Genomic DNA, 19,876 nt, shown 5'->3' with positions numbered 1-19,876 from the left:
GCTAACGTAATTCGTAATTCGTAATTAAGACATACTGAAAGAGTAATTTTACTTCTGTGTTCTCTGTGCCTCTGCGGTAGCCTACGGCAAGCTGCTGGTGCGTCTACCTACGTTTCTTAGTCTCCTCAGTCAACACCCGTAACCCCTCAGAAATTTCCACTTCTACAGCCACCGGATTATCCAAACGCCGTGTTTCCTGTGCCAAACTCGCAACTGATGCGGCGGTACGCTGACGAATTGTTGCCAACGATTCTAACGGTTGCACCCGTTCACCGTGTTGCACTACCAATTGCAACAAAGGTTCTTCTTCTAGAGAACTTTCACCTAAAAGTCCCAACCTGTCTGCTTTTACCTTCCCTCCCGTATACGAGCGAAAAATCTGCTTGCGCCCTGGATAAGTAACTTTACCACTAGACTGTTTCATCACTGGAATACCATCAATATCTACAAGTTTATAGACTCCATTTACAGGCGAACCTGTAACTAGTCGTGTTCCCAGTCCGTAACCATCAATTTCGGCCCCAGCAGCTTTTAATCTGGCAATTTCCCACTCGTCCAAGTCGCCACTAGCAAAAATTGGTACACCGGGAAGGAGCGATCGCACCTGTTTTGATAAGGTAACTAAATCTCCTGAGTCCAATCTCACTCCTGTTAATTGCATTTCCCCGGAATTTACTTTTTCGGCCAAGCGCCCGGCAGCAGCAATGGTATCGTAAGTATCAATCAGCAATGGCGCACCCGGAAAATATCGATGAAATGCACTAAAAGCTTGTTCTTCAGTGCCTTCTATTGCTGACAACGCCATCACCAGGGCGTGTGCCATCGTACCACTAGGCTTTTGTCCTAGTTGTAGCGCTGCTAACACATTAGAAGTGGAATCTAAACCACCTGCTAACGCCGCCCGTGCCGCCCACAAAGACCCTTGGGGACTAAATGCTCGTCTTGTGCCAAATTCTAGAAGTGTTGCTGATTCCCCCGCTATATCCCGCAACCGTGCTGCTTTTGTGGCAATTAAAGTTTGGTAATTAATCGTATTCAGCAGGTAAGTTTCTACTAGTTGGGCTTGCCAAAGTGGTGCTTCCACCCGCAACAGTGGTTGATTGGCAAAAACGGCTGTTCCTTCTGGTACTGCCCAAACATCACCCGTAAACTTTCCCTCAGCTAAAAGTGACCAAAAGCGATCGCCTGCTTGAGCAAAAATTCCCGTTGCCTGTAATGCCGCAATTTGCGCCAAACTAAACCGGAATTTGGCCAAATATTCCAATGCCTGCGTTAGCCCCATTGCAATTAAATAACCAAAACCCTCTGGCAATCGCCTAACAGTCAACTCAAAGCTTGCCCGTCGCTGTTCTATACCTTCGCCTGTGTAACAAGCTGCCATTGTTAACTGGTAAAGATCGGTCAGTAAGCTGTAATCATCCGCAGATAGGTTTAGTTCCTGGTTCTGCTGGCTTTGCTCTCTATATACATATTCCAAATCTGGCAAAGTTGTCATGCAAGAGCTTCCTTACAAGATGCTTCTCTTATTATGGTAATATTTACCATAAATAATGTCAACTCTCAGCAAGTATATTTTCTGAGATTGCCGTATAACAGTAGATTCATAGGCAGGTTAATACTAACTTTATAGAATAATTAATATTTTTTAATAGTAATAGCTAGCAATAATGTTAATTGGATAAGGCGGCTAATGAAGGGAAATAATATCTTTTGTTTTGCTTCCCTCTTTTCCGAACTGGGGTTGGAGAAACAACTATGTTACAATTAGAATCAAAGGGAAAATTTTGTTTTTATGACAAGCTAAAGTATTGCGAAGTTATCTGAATAAACATTGCATATATTCTCAATATATTGAGAATAAGAGCCAGTTTTGCATATCAGTATTAGAGTATAGGTAGCACAATTAAAGCGACTCGAAAAAGGAGTCCAATACTATGGCTATTTCCCAAATCATTGCGAACATAACTCAGTATATTTCTGAAGCTGCAATGCGGATTTTTGGCCCTACGGATGATGCTTATCCTGTGATTGGCGTACAACCTTTTACAGGTGAGCCTTACGATAAACGTAAAGATGATAATTCGTAGGTGCTGATACAAATTGCTAAATAATACAGGAGTCAAAATTCAGAATTCAGAATACAAACGAGGGCAATTACCGGGAATTTTAGGCAAATCATAAATTTGAAACCCACTAAATTGTAGATTTATCTCTGTACTTAAACCCTTTTATTCAAAAGTAGTGGCGTATTGCAATACGTCACTATTAAGTAGGTGGGCGTAAATAAACTTAACTGGCGAGGGTTGTCCTTTGTCATTCATCATTGGTAAGGATTTAGGCGTGTTTACTTTTAGTAACATAGTTTGGTTTATTCCCACCTATCTACTTACAATTGATTTTGCATTGTGGCTCCTGATGAATAGATATATTGCAAAAATCATATATCAATCAGAATTTTAATCTCACTATACATTCAAAATTCCAGCCGCAACTATAGCGTTGCAATTGGTATTAGAGGAAAGTAAACAAAACTACTTGGGGTCTAGGATTATATGTTTGTTTTGTCTATTTTGGACATTTAATCAAGCAAAGAAATGAAAGTCGATGAAGGCACAACTTTTAAAGTATTGGGTTTATCTTGTGCTTTAGTTATCCTGGGTAATACATCATCTCTGGCTATAAGGGGGAAAGGTATTTTATCCTTTCCCCCTTTAACATTTCACCAGTCCAAACTCAGCAATTTTAAGTTGGCAGACTACTCAAAGCGATCGCACTCACTGTAGCGTGTGATTATTCATGATTTGGTACGAGCCAGTAAGGTAAGGCGTTATAGCGATGAATTATGCTCAATATAAGAGCGGAGAGCGGAGTTAATTAGAGATTGGTAGCCTTTTCCTTTGCTTTTAAACCAATCCAGAATATCTTGATCTAGTTGAATTAATGTGGCTTCTTGGCTAACAGGTTTTACCATTTTGGCTGTTTCCCAAAATTGCTGATCTAATTCAGGAATATCTGAAGTATCAATCGCTGTATCAGGGATATTTTGGAGTTCTTTAAGTCGATTGGGCGAGATACTCATAGTAGGTTCTCCTTTCTTTGGGGGTGGCTTTTCGGGCAGAGATTAATCGAATTTTGCCGTTTTTGTCTGTATGGGCGACGGTAATAATTACAATGCCTTGGATTGAGCCAATACTAATTTCTCGAATTTCTTCATAGTCGTACCGTTCATCAATTGAGGTGAAAACAACACCGTCAAATATTTCTGTAGCTTCTTCAAAACTAATGCCATGTTTCTGGATATTTTGTTGATTTTTATTTTTGTCCCATTCAAATTTCATTCAAGTATAGATAAGCCATATAGAGTCAAGTGTAATAAATAAAATAAAGGCGTGAGTTTTTTCCTCACGCCTTTTTACTTAAACTTTTTTCCCACCGCCTGCTAAGAGTTCTAGAATGACTCCATTTGTCCAGCCGAAACCAACTTCGTTAGAACTATATCCAAAGGAGATTTCGTAGGAAACGTTGGCAGAACAGCGTTCAACATCATATTTCTCAACTAGGGTATTGTGACGCTCGAATTCTTTAGTTACCATAGCCAGGAATTTGTTGGCAATGCGATCGCCTTCTGTATGAAACCCATAGCGGTGAAGTCCCTGGACAGCAATTAATGTCAATGGTGCCCAACCAAAGGGAGCATCCCACTGGTTTCCGGTGACACGAGTACTGGTAAGAATTCCGCCTGGGGCTTCAAACAAAGAGAGATTTTCCACGACGCGCTGGGCTTGGGCTTGAGAAGCAATTCCTAGCCACAGGGGATAGAACGTGGTAGCAAATTCGTAGCAACGGCGTTTTCCACTCTGGAAGTGGTAATCCAAATAAAGCCCCTGTTCTTCATCCCAGAGACAGCGATCAATACGATGGCGGCGGATATCTGCACGATCGCGCCATTGTTTTTGCAGTTCTGCGTTCCCAAAAATATTGTGGATTTGCCCCAAGTCTTGTTCTACCTGATACAGGAAACTGTTGAGGCACACAGGAGCATAATGGAGGATATCAGCACTGAAGGGGCCAAAGCGGTTAGTGATATCAAAACCGGACTCGCGCATGGTGCGATCGCCCTTGTAAAATAGGTGCGTCAGTTCGTCTTTTTCTTCGTTGTAGTAAAGACTAACGTCATAATCCTCAACCTCAAAAGTTTTATAGTACTCCTTGACGCGATCATAGTGGCTTTTTCCCTCATCATCCCGCTCAGAGAACAAAACTTCTGGCGCAGGGCCTTCCCCAAAAGCATAGAATCGGGATAAGCCTGTTGCCGGATTCAGGTGAGGTGGTACTACCCAGTAATAATAAAACTGTTCTAGGATCGGTATGGTTGACTTTAACCACTCTTCATCCTGGGTGTGCTGGAATAGCGCCAAAACCATCATGCTGAGGACGGGGGGTTGCGATCGCGACAGCATATAAGTCCGGTTGGAATTCAGAACAGTGCCGTAATGCTGCACCTGGTACAACAACTGATCAACTTGGCTTTGTGCTAGCTCCCATTCTTCATCGCGCAAAAGTCCCAGTAATATAAAGTAGCTATCCCAGCCATACATTTCATTAAAGCGCCCACCTGGAACAACATAAGGCCCCGGTAGGTATAGTAACCCATGCTCTTTAATCGCCTCCATTTCAGTTGGCAAAGTGCGAATTTCAATTCTTTGCATATCCTTGGGAGATAGCGATCGCTCCAACACAGTTTGAATATTGGGACAATCTTCTGAGGGTGAAATGTAGACGATCCAAGGAGTATCGGTTTTGTGGTCTAGTTTGGTATCCTGTGCAGATTGTAATAAGTGTTCGTGCGATCGCGTTAAGGTTTTCCAGGTTTTTTTGATATGGAGGCGCAGGGTGTCTATCTGCGTGGTGGTAAGTGCTGGGGTGATCATAATTTAGAATTTTTTAACGCAAAGGGACGCGAAGGGAATCGCAGAGGTACGCAGAGGTTTTAGGGGGTTTTCTCTGCGTGGGGTAGATTTATGTTTTTATTGGGCAGTACTAATTAGTAGGGCGACTGGGAAATGGGCGAGGGCTGATCCGATAGATAGGGTTTGTGTGGCCTGTAAGGGTTGTTGAGTGATGACGTTTTTCCAGGTGGGGGAAGTTCCAGAGGGTAATTGCAGGTGCGTATCTTTCCATATTGACTCGCCCAACGGGTTTTCTCCTGGCTGGATGAGGTTGGTTAAAAAGCGAGGGGCGATCGCGATCGCTGTTTGATTCCCTTCCCGTCGCGCAAAGGCGATTATGTGATTGGCGTAGGTTCCCTGAACTTCTAAGGGGAGATAGTCGCCGTCCTGGAATAATGAGACATAGTTTGTTCTAGCTTGGAGTAATTGAGCCGTTAAAAACAGTTTGATTCTGCCGTCGGTTTTATCACTCAGCAATTCTTGAATCAAAGCGAGAATATCGGTTTTCACCTGTTCGCGGATGGCGTTTAAGTAGGTGCGTCGCTGTTCAAAATCTACCGGGCGGCGGTTGTCTGGATCGACTAGGCTTAGTTCCCAAAGTTCTGTTCCTTGGTATACATCGGGTACGCCTGGGGCGGTAATCTTCAGTAGAGTTTGAGAAAGGGAATTGAAGATACCATACTCTGCAATTCGTTGTTGAAAGGGACGAAAGGCTTCTAGAAATTCGCCGGAGAGGGAAGGATCGAGTACTTTCTCAATAAATGAGGTACAAGCTTCTTCATAGTCGCTATCAGGTCGCAACCATGCTGTATGCACTTTCGCTTCTCGAATTGCCTTAATTATATAGTCTTTCACCCGTTCCACGAAGGATGCATGGTCTTGTTCTGCAAAGGGAAACGCCCCTACTAAGGTTTGATAGAGAAAATACTCGTCGTTGCGATCGGGCATAGCGAAGCCGTGGCGATGGCTACGATGTCCTCGATTCATGGCGCTCCAGGTATTTACCTGCTGATCCCATTCATCGGGGATTTCTGAAAGGACATTCAATCTGGCGCGAACATCTTCGCCGCGTTTGGTGTCGTGGGTGGCGGTGGTGTTCATTGTGTGAGGCCAGGTTTCTTGGTGCTGTTTGTTAAAGGCATGAAATTTGGCTAAGTCGATGCCAAAATGTCCAGGATTTCCCCCGACTTCATTCAGCGACAGCAACCGATTATAAACATATAATGTGGTGTCTTCTACGCCTTTTGCCATTAACGGGCCACTGTATTGCTGCATCCGCAAGACAAAATATATCCATTGTTCGCGTTCTGTTTGAGTCAGAGAATTATCAAACTCTAGCAGCATTAACTTTTCAATAAAAGTCAGTTCGTTGTGCAACAGAGGCGTTTGTTCTTTGGCTTGATCAATTACTTTCTGAATGGTAGCGCGATCGCTTTCTCCAATTCCATCGGGTGTAATGTAGGTGCGGTAAATTGGGAAGAGTGTCAAAACTTCGGCGATCGCTCTTTTTAATCCATTCAGCGTAAAATCATTACCATAGCGATATTTGCTGGAGACATTCTTTAACAAAAGAGCCAGATTGTCAATATCACCTGCTAAATTCTTTTCCAAAATTAGATGCTTTTTATCCTTCACTACCGATGCATAATCTACTCTGGAACTGATAAAGTTTTGGTAAATTTTATCAAAGGATGATTCATTTTCTGTTTGACAAAATACGCCATTTACATAGTTGAGAAAGTCATAACCAGACGTTCCTTCAATTCCCCAGTTTTCTGGCAATTCTTCGGTGAGTTCTAAAATCTTCTCGACGGTGATATAAACATCTCCCGCCTTTTCTCGCAGCCTTTCGAGATACTGGATTGGGTTATAAAGTCCATCAATATGATCGATCCGTAAACCAGTAAATTTCCCTTCTTCAACGAGCTTCTGAATTAGGCTGTGGGTATTATTAAAAACCCGCACTTCTTCAACTTTAACGGAAATTAGTTCATTGACAGTAAAGAAACGGCGGTAGTTCATTTCTTCCGCCCCAACTTTCCAAAAGGCAAGACGGTAAAACTGGTCATTTAGTAATTCATCTAGGAGGTTAAAGCTTTCTGAATTACCGGGTTCTCCGTTGAATGTTTGGATATTTTCGTCAATGAACTCGCGGATGACATCGTTTGTGGTGTAGAGTTCCCAAAGCAATCCTTTAATAAATGCGATTTGGTCTTGTCGCTGTTTTCCTGCAACTTCTGAGGGCACACTTTTGAGAATATACAGAATCCCCAATAGCTTAATAAAATCGGGATGATTACGTCCCAGTGTACGGGTGAGCTTACCTAAATTATGGGTAATAAATTTTGTGTAAGATTCTAACCGCAACGGCAGTTTCAAGCTGTAATAGTTGACGGTTAAACCGTTTTGTTCGTATTGCAGTTGAATGTGTCCGTTTTCTAGGGATGCACCATAGAAATCTCCCAGTAACGGCGCGAGAATTCGCTCTTGGCGATCGCCAAAGGGAGCATTCCAAGAAAGGTCGAAGTAGTCGGTATAGCTGGAATCTGGGCCGTGTTCCAATACGTCCATCAAGTAATCGTTTTCGCTGCTATAGGCCATGTGGTTTGGCACAATATCTTGTAACCAGCCCATACCAAGGGATTGAATTTCACTAACTAATGCATCAAAGGATTCATTAGTTCCTAGTTCTGGGTTAAGTTGAGTGGCATCTACTATATCGTAGCCGTGTGTACTCCCGGATCGTGCTTTGAAAATGGGGGAAGCATATAAATCGGAAATACCTAAATCTGCTAGATAAGCTGCGATCGCTTTGGCGTTGTCAAAGCCAAACTGAGGTGTAAACTGAATTCGATAAGTTGCGGTAGGAATTCGCATATTTTTTTTGAGTGGGGAATAAGGGGGATAAGGAAGATGAGGTTTTGAGGGTAAACGCTGAACTTTTTAGAGGATGTTTGAAAAATCTTCTTCTCGGTAGCAAAAGCGTATTACCCCCCTTAATCCCCCCTTATAAAGGGGGGAAATAAGAAATCTAGTTCCCTCCCCTTTACAAGGGGAGGGTTAGGGTGGGGTAAATTTTAAGGGGGGTTAGGGCGGATCAATAAGTGTCTAACATCACAGCTAACCATTTCTCAAACAACCTCTTAGCTCAAACGTTAAGTCTTTTAGCTCGAACATTAAGTCTTTTAGCTCGAACATTAAGTCTTTTAGCTCAAACGCTAAGTCTTTTAGCTCGAACGCTAAGTCTTTTAGCTCGAACGTTAAGCCTTTTAGCTCGAACGTTGAGCCTTTTTAGTTGAACGTTGAGGTTATGAGGCTGAAACTTTAAGTTTTAACTCTCCTCCTCATCCTTTTTCATAGAGTACTAAACTAGTAGGTTGCAATTTCACTTCTTGTCCCACAGACAGATGTTCAGCAGCTTCAGAACCATGCCCAGACCATGAGGTATCAGCAGAGTCTAACAATTTATTAGCATTTTGCTCAAACGGCAGAGTCACTGTCACTGGAGACGAATTGAAATTCATCACAAATATTAGTTCACTTGATTCGCACCAACGGCGCACTATTACCAACTGCTTATCTTCATCGCTAGTTGCTTTGATAGAGTTGCGATCTTGATTCAAAAGTGCTGGATGCGTCTTGCGTAAATTAATTAACTGGCGATACCAATCCCACAGAACTTTGTGCTGTCCTTCGTTACGTAATTCCCAATTGAGTTTAGACTTTAGGAAAGTTTCTGCCGATTCGGGATCTGGGGGATCATCTGCGAAGTGAAATGCTTCAAATTCTTCTTTGCGTCCGGCTCGAACTGCTTGAATTAAATCTGGATCGGAGTGACTAACAAAGTAAATGAAGGGTGCTGTTTCGCCATATTCTTCTCCCATGAACAACAGGGGTAAATTAGGTGACAGCAACACAGCGCCAGCGGCTAACTTTAATCCCTCAAAAGAGACCTTCTGGCTGAGGCGTTCTCCTTTCATTTGATTGCCGATTTGATCGTGATTCTGAATACAGATTGTAAATTGTGATAGGGGGCGATCGCGGCAAGATATACCATGAAATCGTTTGCGATCGGGTGAATACTTCCAATCGTAGACAAAAGTATCTTCATAAGCTTTTGCCAACTGAGCCACTTGCCCAAAATCTTGATAATATCCTTGGCGATCGCCTGTCAACAGTGCGTGCAATGAATGATGAAAATCATCACTCCACTGGGCATCAAGACCATATCCACCCAATTCTGCTGGACGAATTATTTTCGGATTATTCAGATCGCTTTCAGCAATTAAATGGCGTTTCCATTTTTGCCCTTGTTGTGAAAAATGATGAACTGCTTCCGCTAGTTCCCATAGAAAATGCTTCGCCCCCAAGTCGTAAATTGCTTGAATAGCATCCAGCCGCAATGCATCTATGTGGAAGTCGCGCAACCAGTAAAGCGCATTTTCGATAAAATAATTTCGCATACCCTGACTATGGGCATCGTCGAAATTCAATGCTTCGCCCCAAGGCGTTTTATAGGTTTTAGTAAAGTAGGGCGCGAACTGACTCATATAGTTGCCTTCTGGCCCAAAGTGGTTATATACCACATCCAGCACTACGGCAATTCCGTGTTGGTGACAAGCATTTACCAGTTGCTTCAGTTCGGCTGGGCTACCGTAGGAATTTTGGACAGCATAAGGGTAAACGCCGTCATAACCCCAGTTGCGGTATGCAAGAGTTGCTTCAATATGGGTATCTCCCGGAAACTGGGAGATAGGCATGATTTCAATGGCGTTAATTCCCAGTTCTTTCAAATCCGGTAAGCGGGGAATAATGGCGGTGAAAGTTCCTTCAGGCGTGAATGTGCCAACGTGAACTTCATAGAAAATCATCGACTCCACAGGAATCCCAGTCCACCCTTCATCAGTCCAATCAAAGTGTTGATCGACAATTTGCGACGGCCCATGCACCCCTTCCGGTTGATACTGCGACGCGGGATCGGCAAAAGCGTCTTGCCCATTTAAGACATACCGATAAAGCGTACCCGGATATACATCGTTGACTTTCGTTTGCCAGTATCCCTCAGACTGAGGCTTGAGCGGAATTAACTGCTGTTCTGGCGTCAAAATTTGTACAGTTACGCTCTCTAATAGCGGAGACCAAACTGTAAATTCGCACTCTCCGTCACCCAAGTAGTTAGCACCTATTCTCACGCAGTATCCTCCCATCAGTTCCAGTTTGTTGTGCCGAATCGTGGCGCGATGGCGTACCCGCCCGCCATAGGCGATCGCAAATGTCATTGATTGCAAAATATTTACAAACACGCCAGATAGCATAATGGTTGGTCTAGCAGAGTTTTTGCTAGCACCTGGAGGCGGATTTTTGACCAGAACAAATTCAGTCTAATGACCAAAGAGGCAGGGGGGCAGGGGGCGGGTGCAGGGGGAGAAAGATGCTGGAATTACCATGCAGTCTAGGGTTACGAGCTAATAAATATATTTATGCTTAAGGAAAAAATACTTATTTTGATAGCGCAGCGTTAGCAAGTCAGACGCTCCTCCGTCGCTCTAAGCGTTCGCGGTAGCGTCTGTCTGCGACACGCTACGCGAACGTAGAGAAGCCATGCCGTTGGCGGAGCCTCTCGTAGAGAAGGCTTTACGCTGCGCTATCGAGCGTCGCCAAAAGTGCGACGATAAATAATGCGTATTTGTCTCAAAGCCAATACATTTATTTATAGGGTTTCCCTTCATCCCCCTGCCCCCTGCTCCCTGCTCCCTGCCCCCTGCCCCAGACCAATACTCTCACCTGTACGACCTACGGCTTGCAGCTACCATCCACACAGTATGCCGATTGATATGTATTAGAACGCTTACCAAAGATGGTATAGCGATTATCGCGGATTTGTTCGTAAAAGCGATCGCCTGCCCACTTCATCCCCGGTAAGGCTCGATAAGCGTCTACAAAAATACTTCCTGCTGGCAATAACCGCCCAATTTCTTCAGCTGCATTACTACCTTGCCAACGTCTCTGAGGTTCATTACCATCAATTAAAATCATCCCCTGTTCACAGTCTTGAGCTGTAATTCCCCACCGTAAAAGTGTCTGCTCATCTTGCATAGGACTGTAGCGAAACAGCTTTCCTTGGTCTAAGGTTTCTAGCGATCGCACTAAGGTAACGCAGAGATTACAATTCCCATCGTAGATTACGTAGTAATTCATAAAAATAACTGAGTTGTCAGATGTGTTTAAATACAACTTTGGTATTCTAGCTTAGAAAACCGTGGCGATCGCTCTTACCTCGGTAAGACAGGGCTAAATAATGCGATTCACCTCAGCCAAAACAAAATTTAATTTGTTAGGACTAGTCCTTTCAAGGTGGCCAACGAAGATACGTTGTTTCAGTGCTACCATCTGGAATCCTCTGCTCAGATTTTGGGCTTTTTGAAGGTTGAAATAATCAATTCTCGTTCTAAATTTCACTACCTTGAAAGGGCTAAATCTAGAACTTACTCATTGACAAAAAATACCAAACATGGATAGGTTTAAAACCCACATCTTTCGTAAGGGCACAGCATTGCTGTGCCCCTACTGCATGGTCTATTTACAAACACACGATAATTAAGAAAAACCTGAAACAAGTTGCTTTTGTTAATGCACATTACAATGCATTTTTACAGTGCGTAAGCCCTACAATTATAGTTTCCGAATAAGGAATATAAAATATTTACCTAGCAAATTACTCTCATTACAAAAAAAATAATTATCCTTCATTATTTTATTATTATTCTTTAATAAAAAAAACATTATATATTTATCATTATTTACAAAATAGTCTTTTATCATACACAACATAGGTACAAGAAAATACTGATTGCTTGCGACACCTAAATATATCTTTAATTTTCAGATTTTGTAACTTCAAACACCAATTACCTCATAAAGAATTATGGCTGATATCACTGTAACTCCTCTAAACAATATTCTTAACGGTACACCCGACAACGATTTAATCCTTGCATTAAATGGAGATAACGTAATTATTGCTAGTGCTGGTAACGATATTATTAATGGTGGGGACGGACAAGACACTGTAGATTACAGCCAAAGTGGTGATATCACGGTACTACCAACAGGTATTCAAAAAAGTGGTGGTGCTAAAGACCAACTTATTAGGATTGAAAAAATTATTGGTTCAGCAAATGCGATAGATACGATAGACGCTTCTGGAACCGATGTACAGCTAATTGCTGATTTATCTGCCGAACAATTCAACATCAGCAATATTCCCGATTTCGGTCCTTTAAATTTCCGAGTTGTGAACTTTGAGAACGTTATCCGAGGTAATGGAAATGACCCCTTAACTGGGAATGCTGGAGTCAATACCCGGAACGGTGGTTGGGGTGATGACAACCTTGATGGTAGAAATGGTAATGATATTCTAATGGGCGGATTGGGTAAAGATATCTTAACTGGTGGAGGAGGATCTGATATCTTTCGTTACAACAGTGCTTTAGAGGGTGGCGGTATTATCAACGATTTAAACGCATCTTAAGGTGATAAAATCCAAGTTTCCGCATCTGGATTCGGAGGTTGTCACTCGCACAGAATTAAATTTTGAATTCTGGCTCCTGACTCCTGAATTCTTTTTTGATAATCTTTCTGACAAAAATGTTTTTGGTACATAGCTTGCCCCTTGTGATGCCCTAAGCAAGCCGTTAGGTAACCGAAAAAAACTAATGATATCGGACTAATTCAAACCACGTTAAAGAGTAGGCGTGGTTTATTTTGGACTAATGACTCTCGCGTTGCGGTTTGATTTTTATGTATCCTCTTGATAAATAAAGGTCGCAAAAAAAGAAGAGTGTGGATAAACAAGGCAGTTATCGCGTTAACAAAGCGGCCGTTGCATTTAAATAGCACGGCAATACAAATACGAAACGGCTTGTTCTCAAACATCGCCCCCGGTTTCCAGCTATCATGCTTTTGGGATGGTATTTGCTTAGTTTTTTCATTAATGAGAAAATATTCATGAGATACAAACTCTTGGGCAAAAGCGGGTTAAGAGTCTCTGAACTTTCCTTGGGAACCATGACCTTTGGTGAAGATTGGGGTTGGGGTGCATCTGTTGACGAAAGCCGTAAAATCTTTGATAGCTATGTAGAAGCAGGGGGAAATTTCATTGACACCGCTAACGGTTATACCGATGGTAGCAGTGAAAAAATTGTCGGTGAGTTGATTGCTAAAGAACGGGAACGCTTTGTAGTTGCGACAAAATATTCCTTTCCCTTGCGGATGAATGACAAAAAGGGCGACCCTAACGCCAGTGGAAATCATCGCAAAAACTTAATCCAGTCTTTAGAAGGTAGCCTGAAACGACTCAATACTGATTACATTGATTTATTCTGGTTACACGCTTGGGATTTCACAACACCTATTGAAGAAGTCTTGCGATCGCTTGATGATGTAGTCTGTCAAGGTAAAGTACTTTACATCGGTATTTCTGACACACCCGCTTGGATCGTTTCCCAAGCAAATACCATCGCCCAATACCAAGGATGGACGCAGTTCGTCGCCCTGCAAATTGAGTATAGTTTAATTCAACGAACACCAGAACGTGACTTGCTACCAATGGCTAAAGCCTTGGATTTAGCAGTAACACCGTGGTCACCTTTGGGTGGTGGTGTGCTTACAGGTAAGTATAATCAACCTCCTCAAGAGAGTAGCGAACAAGGAAGATTAGTAAATCCAGCGTTTGGAACTATTTCAGAACGGAATTTAGCGATCGCTCAAGTTGTTAGTGAAGTTGCAACCCAAATTGGACACACACCTTCACAAGTAGCATTAGCTTGGTTACGCGCTCAAAATGGTGTAATTATTCCGATAATTGGGGCACGTAAATTAACGCAGTTTCAAGATAACTTAGCTTCTTTAAACATCACTCTCCCGCCAGAAAATTTGCAACGTTTAAATGAAGTGAGTCAAATTGAACTAGGTTTCCCCCATGACTTTTTACACAATGATGTTATTCGCGATCGCCTTTTCGGTGGTACTTTTAATACCATAGAAAACCATCGTATTAACTAATAGTAATTAACCTTAACATATTCACCCGTTAATTCAATCCATCGTCAGAGAGTTTCGCCAAGCCAAGCAATTCTGTAGAGTTAGATGTAAAAGGCATTAACAACGTAGAATCATGAGCGACAACAGCATTACATCACGTTTGTACCCTACCCGCATTGACATTCCTGCCGAAGCGCGAGTGCAAATCGTGGTACTTCTCAACAAAACTTTGGCAGCTACTTCTGATCTAAAAACCCAAGCAAAGCAAGCGCACTGGAATGTTAAAGGTACTGACTTTTACCAGTTACACCTATTATTTGATGAGCTTGCTGGGGAATTGGAAGAGTACATTGATATGGTAGCTGAACGCGTCACAGCTTTAGGTGGATACGCTTTCGGAACAGTCCGCGCCGCAGCTAATAATTCAATTTTGCCAGAATATCCCTTAGATATTTTGGATGGCAAAGACCATGTAACAGCTCTGTCAGATCGTTATGCATTCTATGCTAAACATCTCCGGGAAGCGATCGATAAAACTGATGAATTAGGCGACCTCGATACCGCCGACCTTTACACCGAAATTTCCCGCACCATTGACAAACGACTCTGGTTCTTAGAAGCTCATCTGCAAGTAGCAGAAATAAAAGCAGAGAATGGCAAAGCGGGTGCTACTACAACTCAAAAGATCCCTGCTGGTGTAAAGTAAGCACTTCCGAGAAAAGTAGTCTTTCGTAAATCTAGTAGTATCTTTTTAGTAAGTACGTCACTTTTAAGTGCGTACTTTTCATTTTATATGTATATACTTTACTATTGAAATAGTTCAAAACTAGGTCAAAAAATTTCAGAATATCTTCGACAAGTGATATCTCAAGATTAATACTTCAACTTCAATAAGCTAGTCAGTTAGTGAAAAAGTATACTAATTCCATTCTGATTCCTAACTGTCGTACAGACGCGATTCATCGCTTCTCTAAATACTCATTAACAAAGAGGTAAATATATGTCTCAAAATACAATTAGCCATCTAATTCATGACAGAAACGCCCGTGGTCACGCTAAAATGGGCTGGCTCGATAGTTATCACACATTTTCCTTCGGTAGTTTTTACGATCCCAACCGCATGGGATTTCGTTCTCTGCGAGTGATTAACGACGATCGCATCGCCCCTGGTGCTGGATTCCCTACTCACAGCCATCGTGACATGGAAATCCTCACTTATGTCTTAGAAGGTGCTGTAGAGCATAAAGATAGCTTGGGTACTGGGTCAGTAATTCGTCCTGGTGATGCACAGATTATGAGTGCTGGAACTGGAATCAGCCATAGTGAATTTAATCCCTCGCCAACTGAACCACTACACTTGTTACAAATCTGGATTCTTCCCGATCAAGAAGGGTTGACGCCAAGATATGAACAAAAAGCTTTTCCTCTGGAAGAAAAGCGCGGCAAACTCCGCTTAATTGCTGCTAAAGATGGGCGCGATGGTGCTGTGACAATTCACCAGGATGTTGATTTATACACATCTGTTTTAGAATCAGGTGATGTTGTTAATTATCAAATTAAACGCGATCGCTATGCATGGTTACAAATAGCCCAAGGTATAGTTAACTTAAATGGTGAAGAACTTAGAGCAGGCGATGGAGTGCAAATCAACGGCGAAGAACAGCTAGAAATTAGCACCAATATCGGCGGCGAAATCTTACTTTTTGATTTAGCGTAATCTAGCAATCCTGAGTCATTGGTGAGAAACAAGATCCCCCACAAGTGTAAGACCAACCAACCGAAAGGGGAAGAAGGCAACATCCATTGAACCTGGAAGCCTACACTGACCTGACGGTACAGTGTAGGTAGTTCACGGATATAAGATAGATAGGAATAGGGGGTAGAAAAAAATAGTAAATTGATTTTGTAAATTAAATTAGAAAATTACTATACAGATAATTCCCTCAAGATAGTGGCTCAAATGTACTAGTAAGGGTCAAATACTAGAAAATTAGTAGAAGTAAAGTGTAACAGGCATGAAACCATTGGAAATACGTGATTCTGTTGATTCTCGATATAACCCAACAGCAATAGAGGAAAAATGGCAAAAAACATGGGTAGAACTTGGCTTAGATAAAACACCTACAGCTAGCAACAAGCCAAAATTCTACGCTTTATCCATGTTCCCTTATCCATCGGGCAGCCTACACATGGGTCACGTCCGTAATTATACGATTACCGATGTGATTGCCCGCCTTAAAAGAATGCAAGGCTATCGAGTAATACATCCAATGGGTTGGGATGCCTTTGGCTTGCCAGCAGAAAATGCCGCCATTGACCGTGGTGTACCGCCAGCAAAGTGGACTTATCAGAATATGGCCCAGATGCGGCAACAATTGCAGCGCCTTGGTTTATCCATTGACTGGGAATGTGAACTTGCTACCTGTTCACCCGATTATTACAAGTGGACACAATGGATTTTCTTGCAGTTTTTGCAAGCGGGGTTAGCTTACCAAAAAGAAGCAGCAGTAAATTGGGACCCCATTGACCAAACTGTATTGGCAAATGAGCAAGTCGATAACGAAGGACGTTCTTGGCGCAGTGGCGCAATAGTTGAGCGCAAATTGTTGCGACAATGGTTTTTCAAGATTACCGATTATGCCGAAGAATTACTCAATGACTTGGATAAGTTAACAGGTTGGCCGGAACGCGTCAAATTGATGCAGGCAAACTGGATTGGCAAATCCACAGGCGCTTACTTAGAATTTCCTATCATTGGGATAGATGAAAAAATCGCCGTGTACACCACACGTCCAGATACCGTTTATGGTGTCAGCTACCTGGTGTTAGCACCAGAACATCCCTTAACAAAGCGTGTCACTACAAAAGAACAACAAGCAGCCGTAGAAGCTTTTATTAAAGAGGTTTCCAATCAAAGTGAGTTGGAACGTACTGCTGAAGATAAACCGAAGCGGGGTATTTCCACAGGTGGGGTGGCAATTAACCCATTTTCAGGGGAAGAAGTACCGATTTGGATTGCTGACTATGTACTGTATGAGTATGGTACTGGGGCAGTGATGGGTGTACCAGCGCACGATGTCCGGGATTTTAAGTTTGCCAAAAATTACGATTTGCCAGTTGATTTTGTCATTGCCTCTCCAGATGATGTTGCAGGTTTTGACTTAACTCCAACATCAGAGATTAATGAAGTCACACAACTTATCCGAATTGAATATAACCAGGCATACACTGAACCAGGAATTTTAATTAATTCTGGGTCTTTTACTGGTATGACTTCCACAGATGCTAAACATGCAATAATTGAATACGCCCAACAACAAGGTTTTGGTAAAGTACGGGTGCAATATCGCTTGCGGGATTGGTTAATTTCGCGGCAGCGTTACTGGGGCGCACCAATACCTGTAATTCACTGTCCCAACTGTGGGATAGTGCCAGTGCCTGATAAAGATTTACCAGTCCAGTTGCCAGAAGAGGTGGAATTTACTGGACGTGGCGGTTCACCTTTGACTCAGTTGGAAAGCTGGGTAAATGTGCCTTGTCCAACTTGTGGCACTCCGGCAAAGCGGGAAACTGACACGATGGATACTTTTATTGATTCCTCGTGGTATTTCTTGCGCTTCCCTGACGCTAAGAATGAACAACAGGTTTTCGATTCTAGTAAAATAAACGACTGGATGCCAGTTGATCAGTATGTAGGTGGAATTGAACACGCGATTTTACATTTGTTGTATTCGCGCTTCTTTACTAAGGTACTACGCGACAGAGGTTTGTTAAACTTTGATGAACCCTTCCAACGCCTGTTAACTCAAGGTATGGTACAGGGTTTAACTTACCTAAATCCCAACAAAGGCGGCAAAGATAAATGGATTCCTTCTAATCTAGTAAATTCAGCCGACCCCCGCGACCCTCAGACAGGCGAACCACTGCAACGTCTCTACGCCACCATGTCTAAATCAAAGGGTAACGGTGTAGCCCCAGAAGATGTAATTTCCAAATACGGTATAGATACAGCGCGGATGTTCATCTTGTTCAAAGCGCCGCCAGAAAAAGACCTGGAATGGGATGAAGCCGATGTGGAAGGACAATTCCGCTTTTTAAATCGGGTTTGGCGTTTGGTGACAGACTATGTTGCAGCTGGGGTATCCCGTAAGCAAGCCCAACTCGCTGATTTAACTAAGGCAGAAAAAGAATTGCGACGGGCGATTCACACGGCTATTCAAGCAGTGACAGAAGACGTTGAAGACGAATATCAATTCAACACAGCTATATCAGAATTGATGAAGTTGAGTAACGCCCTAACTGATGCCGATGGAAAAAATTCACCAATTTACGCAGAAGGTATTCGGACTTTGGTAGTATTACTAGCACCCTTTGCACCACACATTGCTGATGAATTGTGGCATTTATTGGGTGAAAGTAATTCAGTTCATACTCAAACTTGGCCGTCATTTGACCCGGCTGCTTTGGTAGCTGATGAAATTACTTTAGTAATTCAAATTATGGGCAAAACTCGCGGCTCGATTCAAGTACCAGCACAAGCAGATAAAGCAGCGTTGGAGAAATATGCCCGTGAATCAGAAATTGCCCAACGTTACATCGAAGGTAAGGAGATTAAAAAGGTAATTGTCGTGCCTGGAAAGTTGGTAAATTTTGTAGTTAGCTAAGTACAGCTTTGCCTAAAATCGTGGCGAATTGAGGGTTGAAATTTAAACTCAGATGCGCTCCGCCTTCCCGTAGGGGAAGAGCGCAGACAATTCGCTACCAATTAATTAAATATTGTACTTAGCAATCGATAAAATTGTAAATATAGCCTGACCAAACATCAGAGGATTTACATCCGTGACACTCAAAGAGTTAAAACAACAACTTCTTGCCCTCAGTCCTGGTGAAAAATTGCAGGCTATACATTTACTTGCTCAAAGTCTCGGCAACCATTGGCAAGGAATTGAAAGAAGAACCGTTGCAAGGAAAACTAATTCGTGTGGTACGTCCAGTCACTTAAAATAATTCGTAATGACGCTCCTGCGTCGCTAACGTAATTAAGTTTTGAAACGGGAATTTAGACCCTGCCATTCCATACTTGCAGCTTGTTAGAAGCGGGGGATTTAAACCCCCAGAATTGCTTAAAAAGTTATGTGTTGCAACAATTTTTATAACAGTAGTTTACTTCTCTGGTACATGTGTATTTAAAAACATCTGTATGATCTTCCAGAGAGTTGAACTGTTTTATTTATACACGAAAAAACGCTTGAGAGTTTTGCTCACTCAAGCGTTTCCCCGTAAAAGCTTATACCAACTCACTCGTTTGATGCAACATTTGAAATCTGCAACGCCCCCTTATTAGGGAGCATTGCGGGGATAACTTGTGACAAACATGTGGTGAAATGGTATCACTCCTTGCACTAACTAAGAATATCTCTTTTGCAAGAATACCGGGGATCTGGTGAGTGACAGTTTATGAACTGAACACTAGTTAAAAACGACTCATCATGAATAGTAGCTAACAAGACTAAGCATGATTGTAGCAATTTTCTAAGTATAGTATAAAAACTTATAGTTTATTAGCTATCGCCTACCACTGAGTACAGCTTCAGAGTGTGCAGCAAGTAGCAGCATAATTATCTCAAAATTGGCAGCAAATGAACTGGAAAGCATCAGTAGAAAATCGCCATTGAGTAAGCCAGATAAGCCTTTAATATTGACATCGAAGCGATTTGGAGGAAAATAAATTATCAGATCCTCAATGGATAAAAGTATTAGAACTCTTGCAAAAGTTTTTTGTGATATGATTAGAAATTTGCTTTCTTTATGATTGGGGCTTAAATTAGCAGTGAAATTTTGGAGAGCCAAGCAGCTTACTTCAAGGAAATTTAAACGACTTACTG

The 19,876-nt window shown here is 42.3% G+C and carries 14 protein-coding genes; 6 read left to right on the top strand and 8 right to left on the bottom strand.

The genetic code is table 11. From position 1 onward, the window contains the following. Nucleotides 1-103: 103 nt before the first annotated feature. Complete coding sequence (locus LC608_RS21745; RefSeq protein ID WP_229555493.1) at nucleotides 104-1,495, bottom strand: nicotinate phosphoribosyltransferase; 1,392 nt, start codon at nucleotides 1,493-1,495, stop codon at nucleotides 104-106. Nucleotides 1,496-1,934: 439 nt separating this feature from the next. On the opposite strand from LC608_RS21745, the gene LC608_RS21740 reads away from it, so the two are divergent. After that, complete coding sequence (locus LC608_RS21740; protein WP_229555492.1) at nucleotides 1,935-2,087, top strand: nicotinate phosphoribosyltransferase; 153 nt, start codon at nucleotides 1,935-1,937, stop codon at nucleotides 2,085-2,087. Between the two features lie 740 nt (nucleotides 2,088-2,827). On the opposite strand, the gene LC608_RS21735 is transcribed toward LC608_RS21740, so the two are convergent. The 6 genes from LC608_RS21735 to LC608_RS21710 form a co-directional block, all read right to left on the bottom strand. Continuing rightward, entirely contained in the window at nucleotides 2,828-3,079 is a 252-nt protein-coding gene (locus tag LC608_RS21735) for a BrnA antitoxin family protein (protein WP_229555491.1), read from the bottom strand. Next, a complete protein-coding gene (locus LC608_RS21730) occupies nucleotides 3,054-3,338 on the bottom strand; it encodes a BrnT family toxin (RefSeq protein ID WP_229555490.1) in 285 nt (94 codons plus the stop codon). The genes LC608_RS21735 and LC608_RS21730 overlap by 26 nt, the downstream gene beginning before the upstream one ends. Nucleotides 3,339-3,416: 78 nt before the next feature. Beyond that, entirely contained in the window at nucleotides 3,417-4,931 is a 1,515-nt protein-coding gene (locus tag LC608_RS21725) for a trehalase family glycosidase (RefSeq protein ID WP_229555489.1), read from the bottom strand. A 96-nt stretch (nucleotides 4,932-5,027) separates the two neighbouring features. Beyond that, nucleotides 5,028-7,826 (bottom strand): malto-oligosyltrehalose synthase, encoded by a 2,799-nt coding sequence (gene treY, locus LC608_RS21720; RefSeq protein WP_229555488.1) that lies wholly within the window; start codon nucleotides 7,824-7,826, stop codon nucleotides 5,028-5,030. Between the two features lie 467 nt (nucleotides 7,827-8,293). Continuing rightward, nucleotides 8,294-10,141, bottom strand: coding sequence for a malto-oligosyltrehalose trehalohydrolase (gene treZ / locus LC608_RS21715; protein ID WP_229555598.1), 1,848 nt, complete (start codon nucleotides 10,139-10,141; stop codon nucleotides 8,294-8,296). A 601-nt stretch (nucleotides 10,142-10,742) separates the two neighbouring features. After that, the gene (locus tag LC608_RS21710) at nucleotides 10,743-11,147 is read right to left on the bottom strand and encodes a thiol-disulfide oxidoreductase DCC family protein (RefSeq protein WP_229555487.1); all 405 of its coding nucleotides are present in this window, start codon (nucleotides 11,145-11,147) and stop codon (nucleotides 10,743-10,745) included. 727 nt (nucleotides 11,148-11,874) lie between these two features. On the opposite strand from LC608_RS21710, the gene LC608_RS21705 reads away from it, so the two are divergent. From LC608_RS21705 to leuS, 5 genes are all read left to right on the top strand, one after another. Continuing rightward, nucleotides 11,875-12,480 (top strand): hypothetical protein, encoded by a 606-nt coding sequence (locus LC608_RS21705; RefSeq protein ID WP_229555486.1) that lies wholly within the window; start codon nucleotides 11,875-11,877, stop codon nucleotides 12,478-12,480. Between the two features lie 476 nt (nucleotides 12,481-12,956). Continuing rightward, nucleotides 12,957-14,012, top strand: a complete 1,056-nt coding sequence (locus LC608_RS21700; RefSeq protein ID WP_229555485.1) for an aldo/keto reductase — start codon at nucleotides 12,957-12,959, stop codon at nucleotides 14,010-14,012. A 112-nt stretch (nucleotides 14,013-14,124) separates the two neighbouring features. Further along, entirely contained in the window at nucleotides 14,125-14,697 is a 573-nt protein-coding gene (gene dps / locus LC608_RS21695; protein WP_229555484.1) for a DNA starvation/stationary phase protection protein Dps, read from the top strand. A 294-nt stretch (nucleotides 14,698-14,991) separates the two neighbouring features. Next, the gene (locus tag LC608_RS21690) at nucleotides 14,992-15,708 is read left to right on the top strand and encodes a pirin family protein (protein ID WP_229555483.1); all 717 of its coding nucleotides are present in this window, start codon (nucleotides 14,992-14,994) and stop codon (nucleotides 15,706-15,708) included. Between the two features lie 298 nt (nucleotides 15,709-16,006). Then, the gene (gene leuS, locus LC608_RS21685; RefSeq protein ID WP_229555482.1) at nucleotides 16,007-18,655 is read left to right on the top strand and encodes a leucine--tRNA ligase; all 2,649 of its coding nucleotides are present in this window, start codon (nucleotides 16,007-16,009) and stop codon (nucleotides 18,653-18,655) included. A 901-nt stretch (nucleotides 18,656-19,556) separates the two neighbouring features. On the opposite strand, the gene LC608_RS21680 is transcribed toward leuS, so the two are convergent. Continuing rightward, a partial coding sequence (locus tag LC608_RS21680) for a hypothetical protein (protein ID WP_229555481.1) occupies nucleotides 19,557-19,876 on the bottom strand: 320 nt, incomplete at its 5' end.

Origin of the sequence: Nostoc sp. XA010, assembly GCF_020829625.1 — a bacterium.
In the GTDB taxonomy this organism is placed as follows: domain Bacteria; phylum Cyanobacteriota; class Cyanobacteriia; order Cyanobacteriales; family Nostocaceae; genus Nostoc.
The sequence above is the reverse complement of the archived record's forward strand: the minus strand, read 5'-3'. Positions and strand labels throughout refer to the sequence as shown.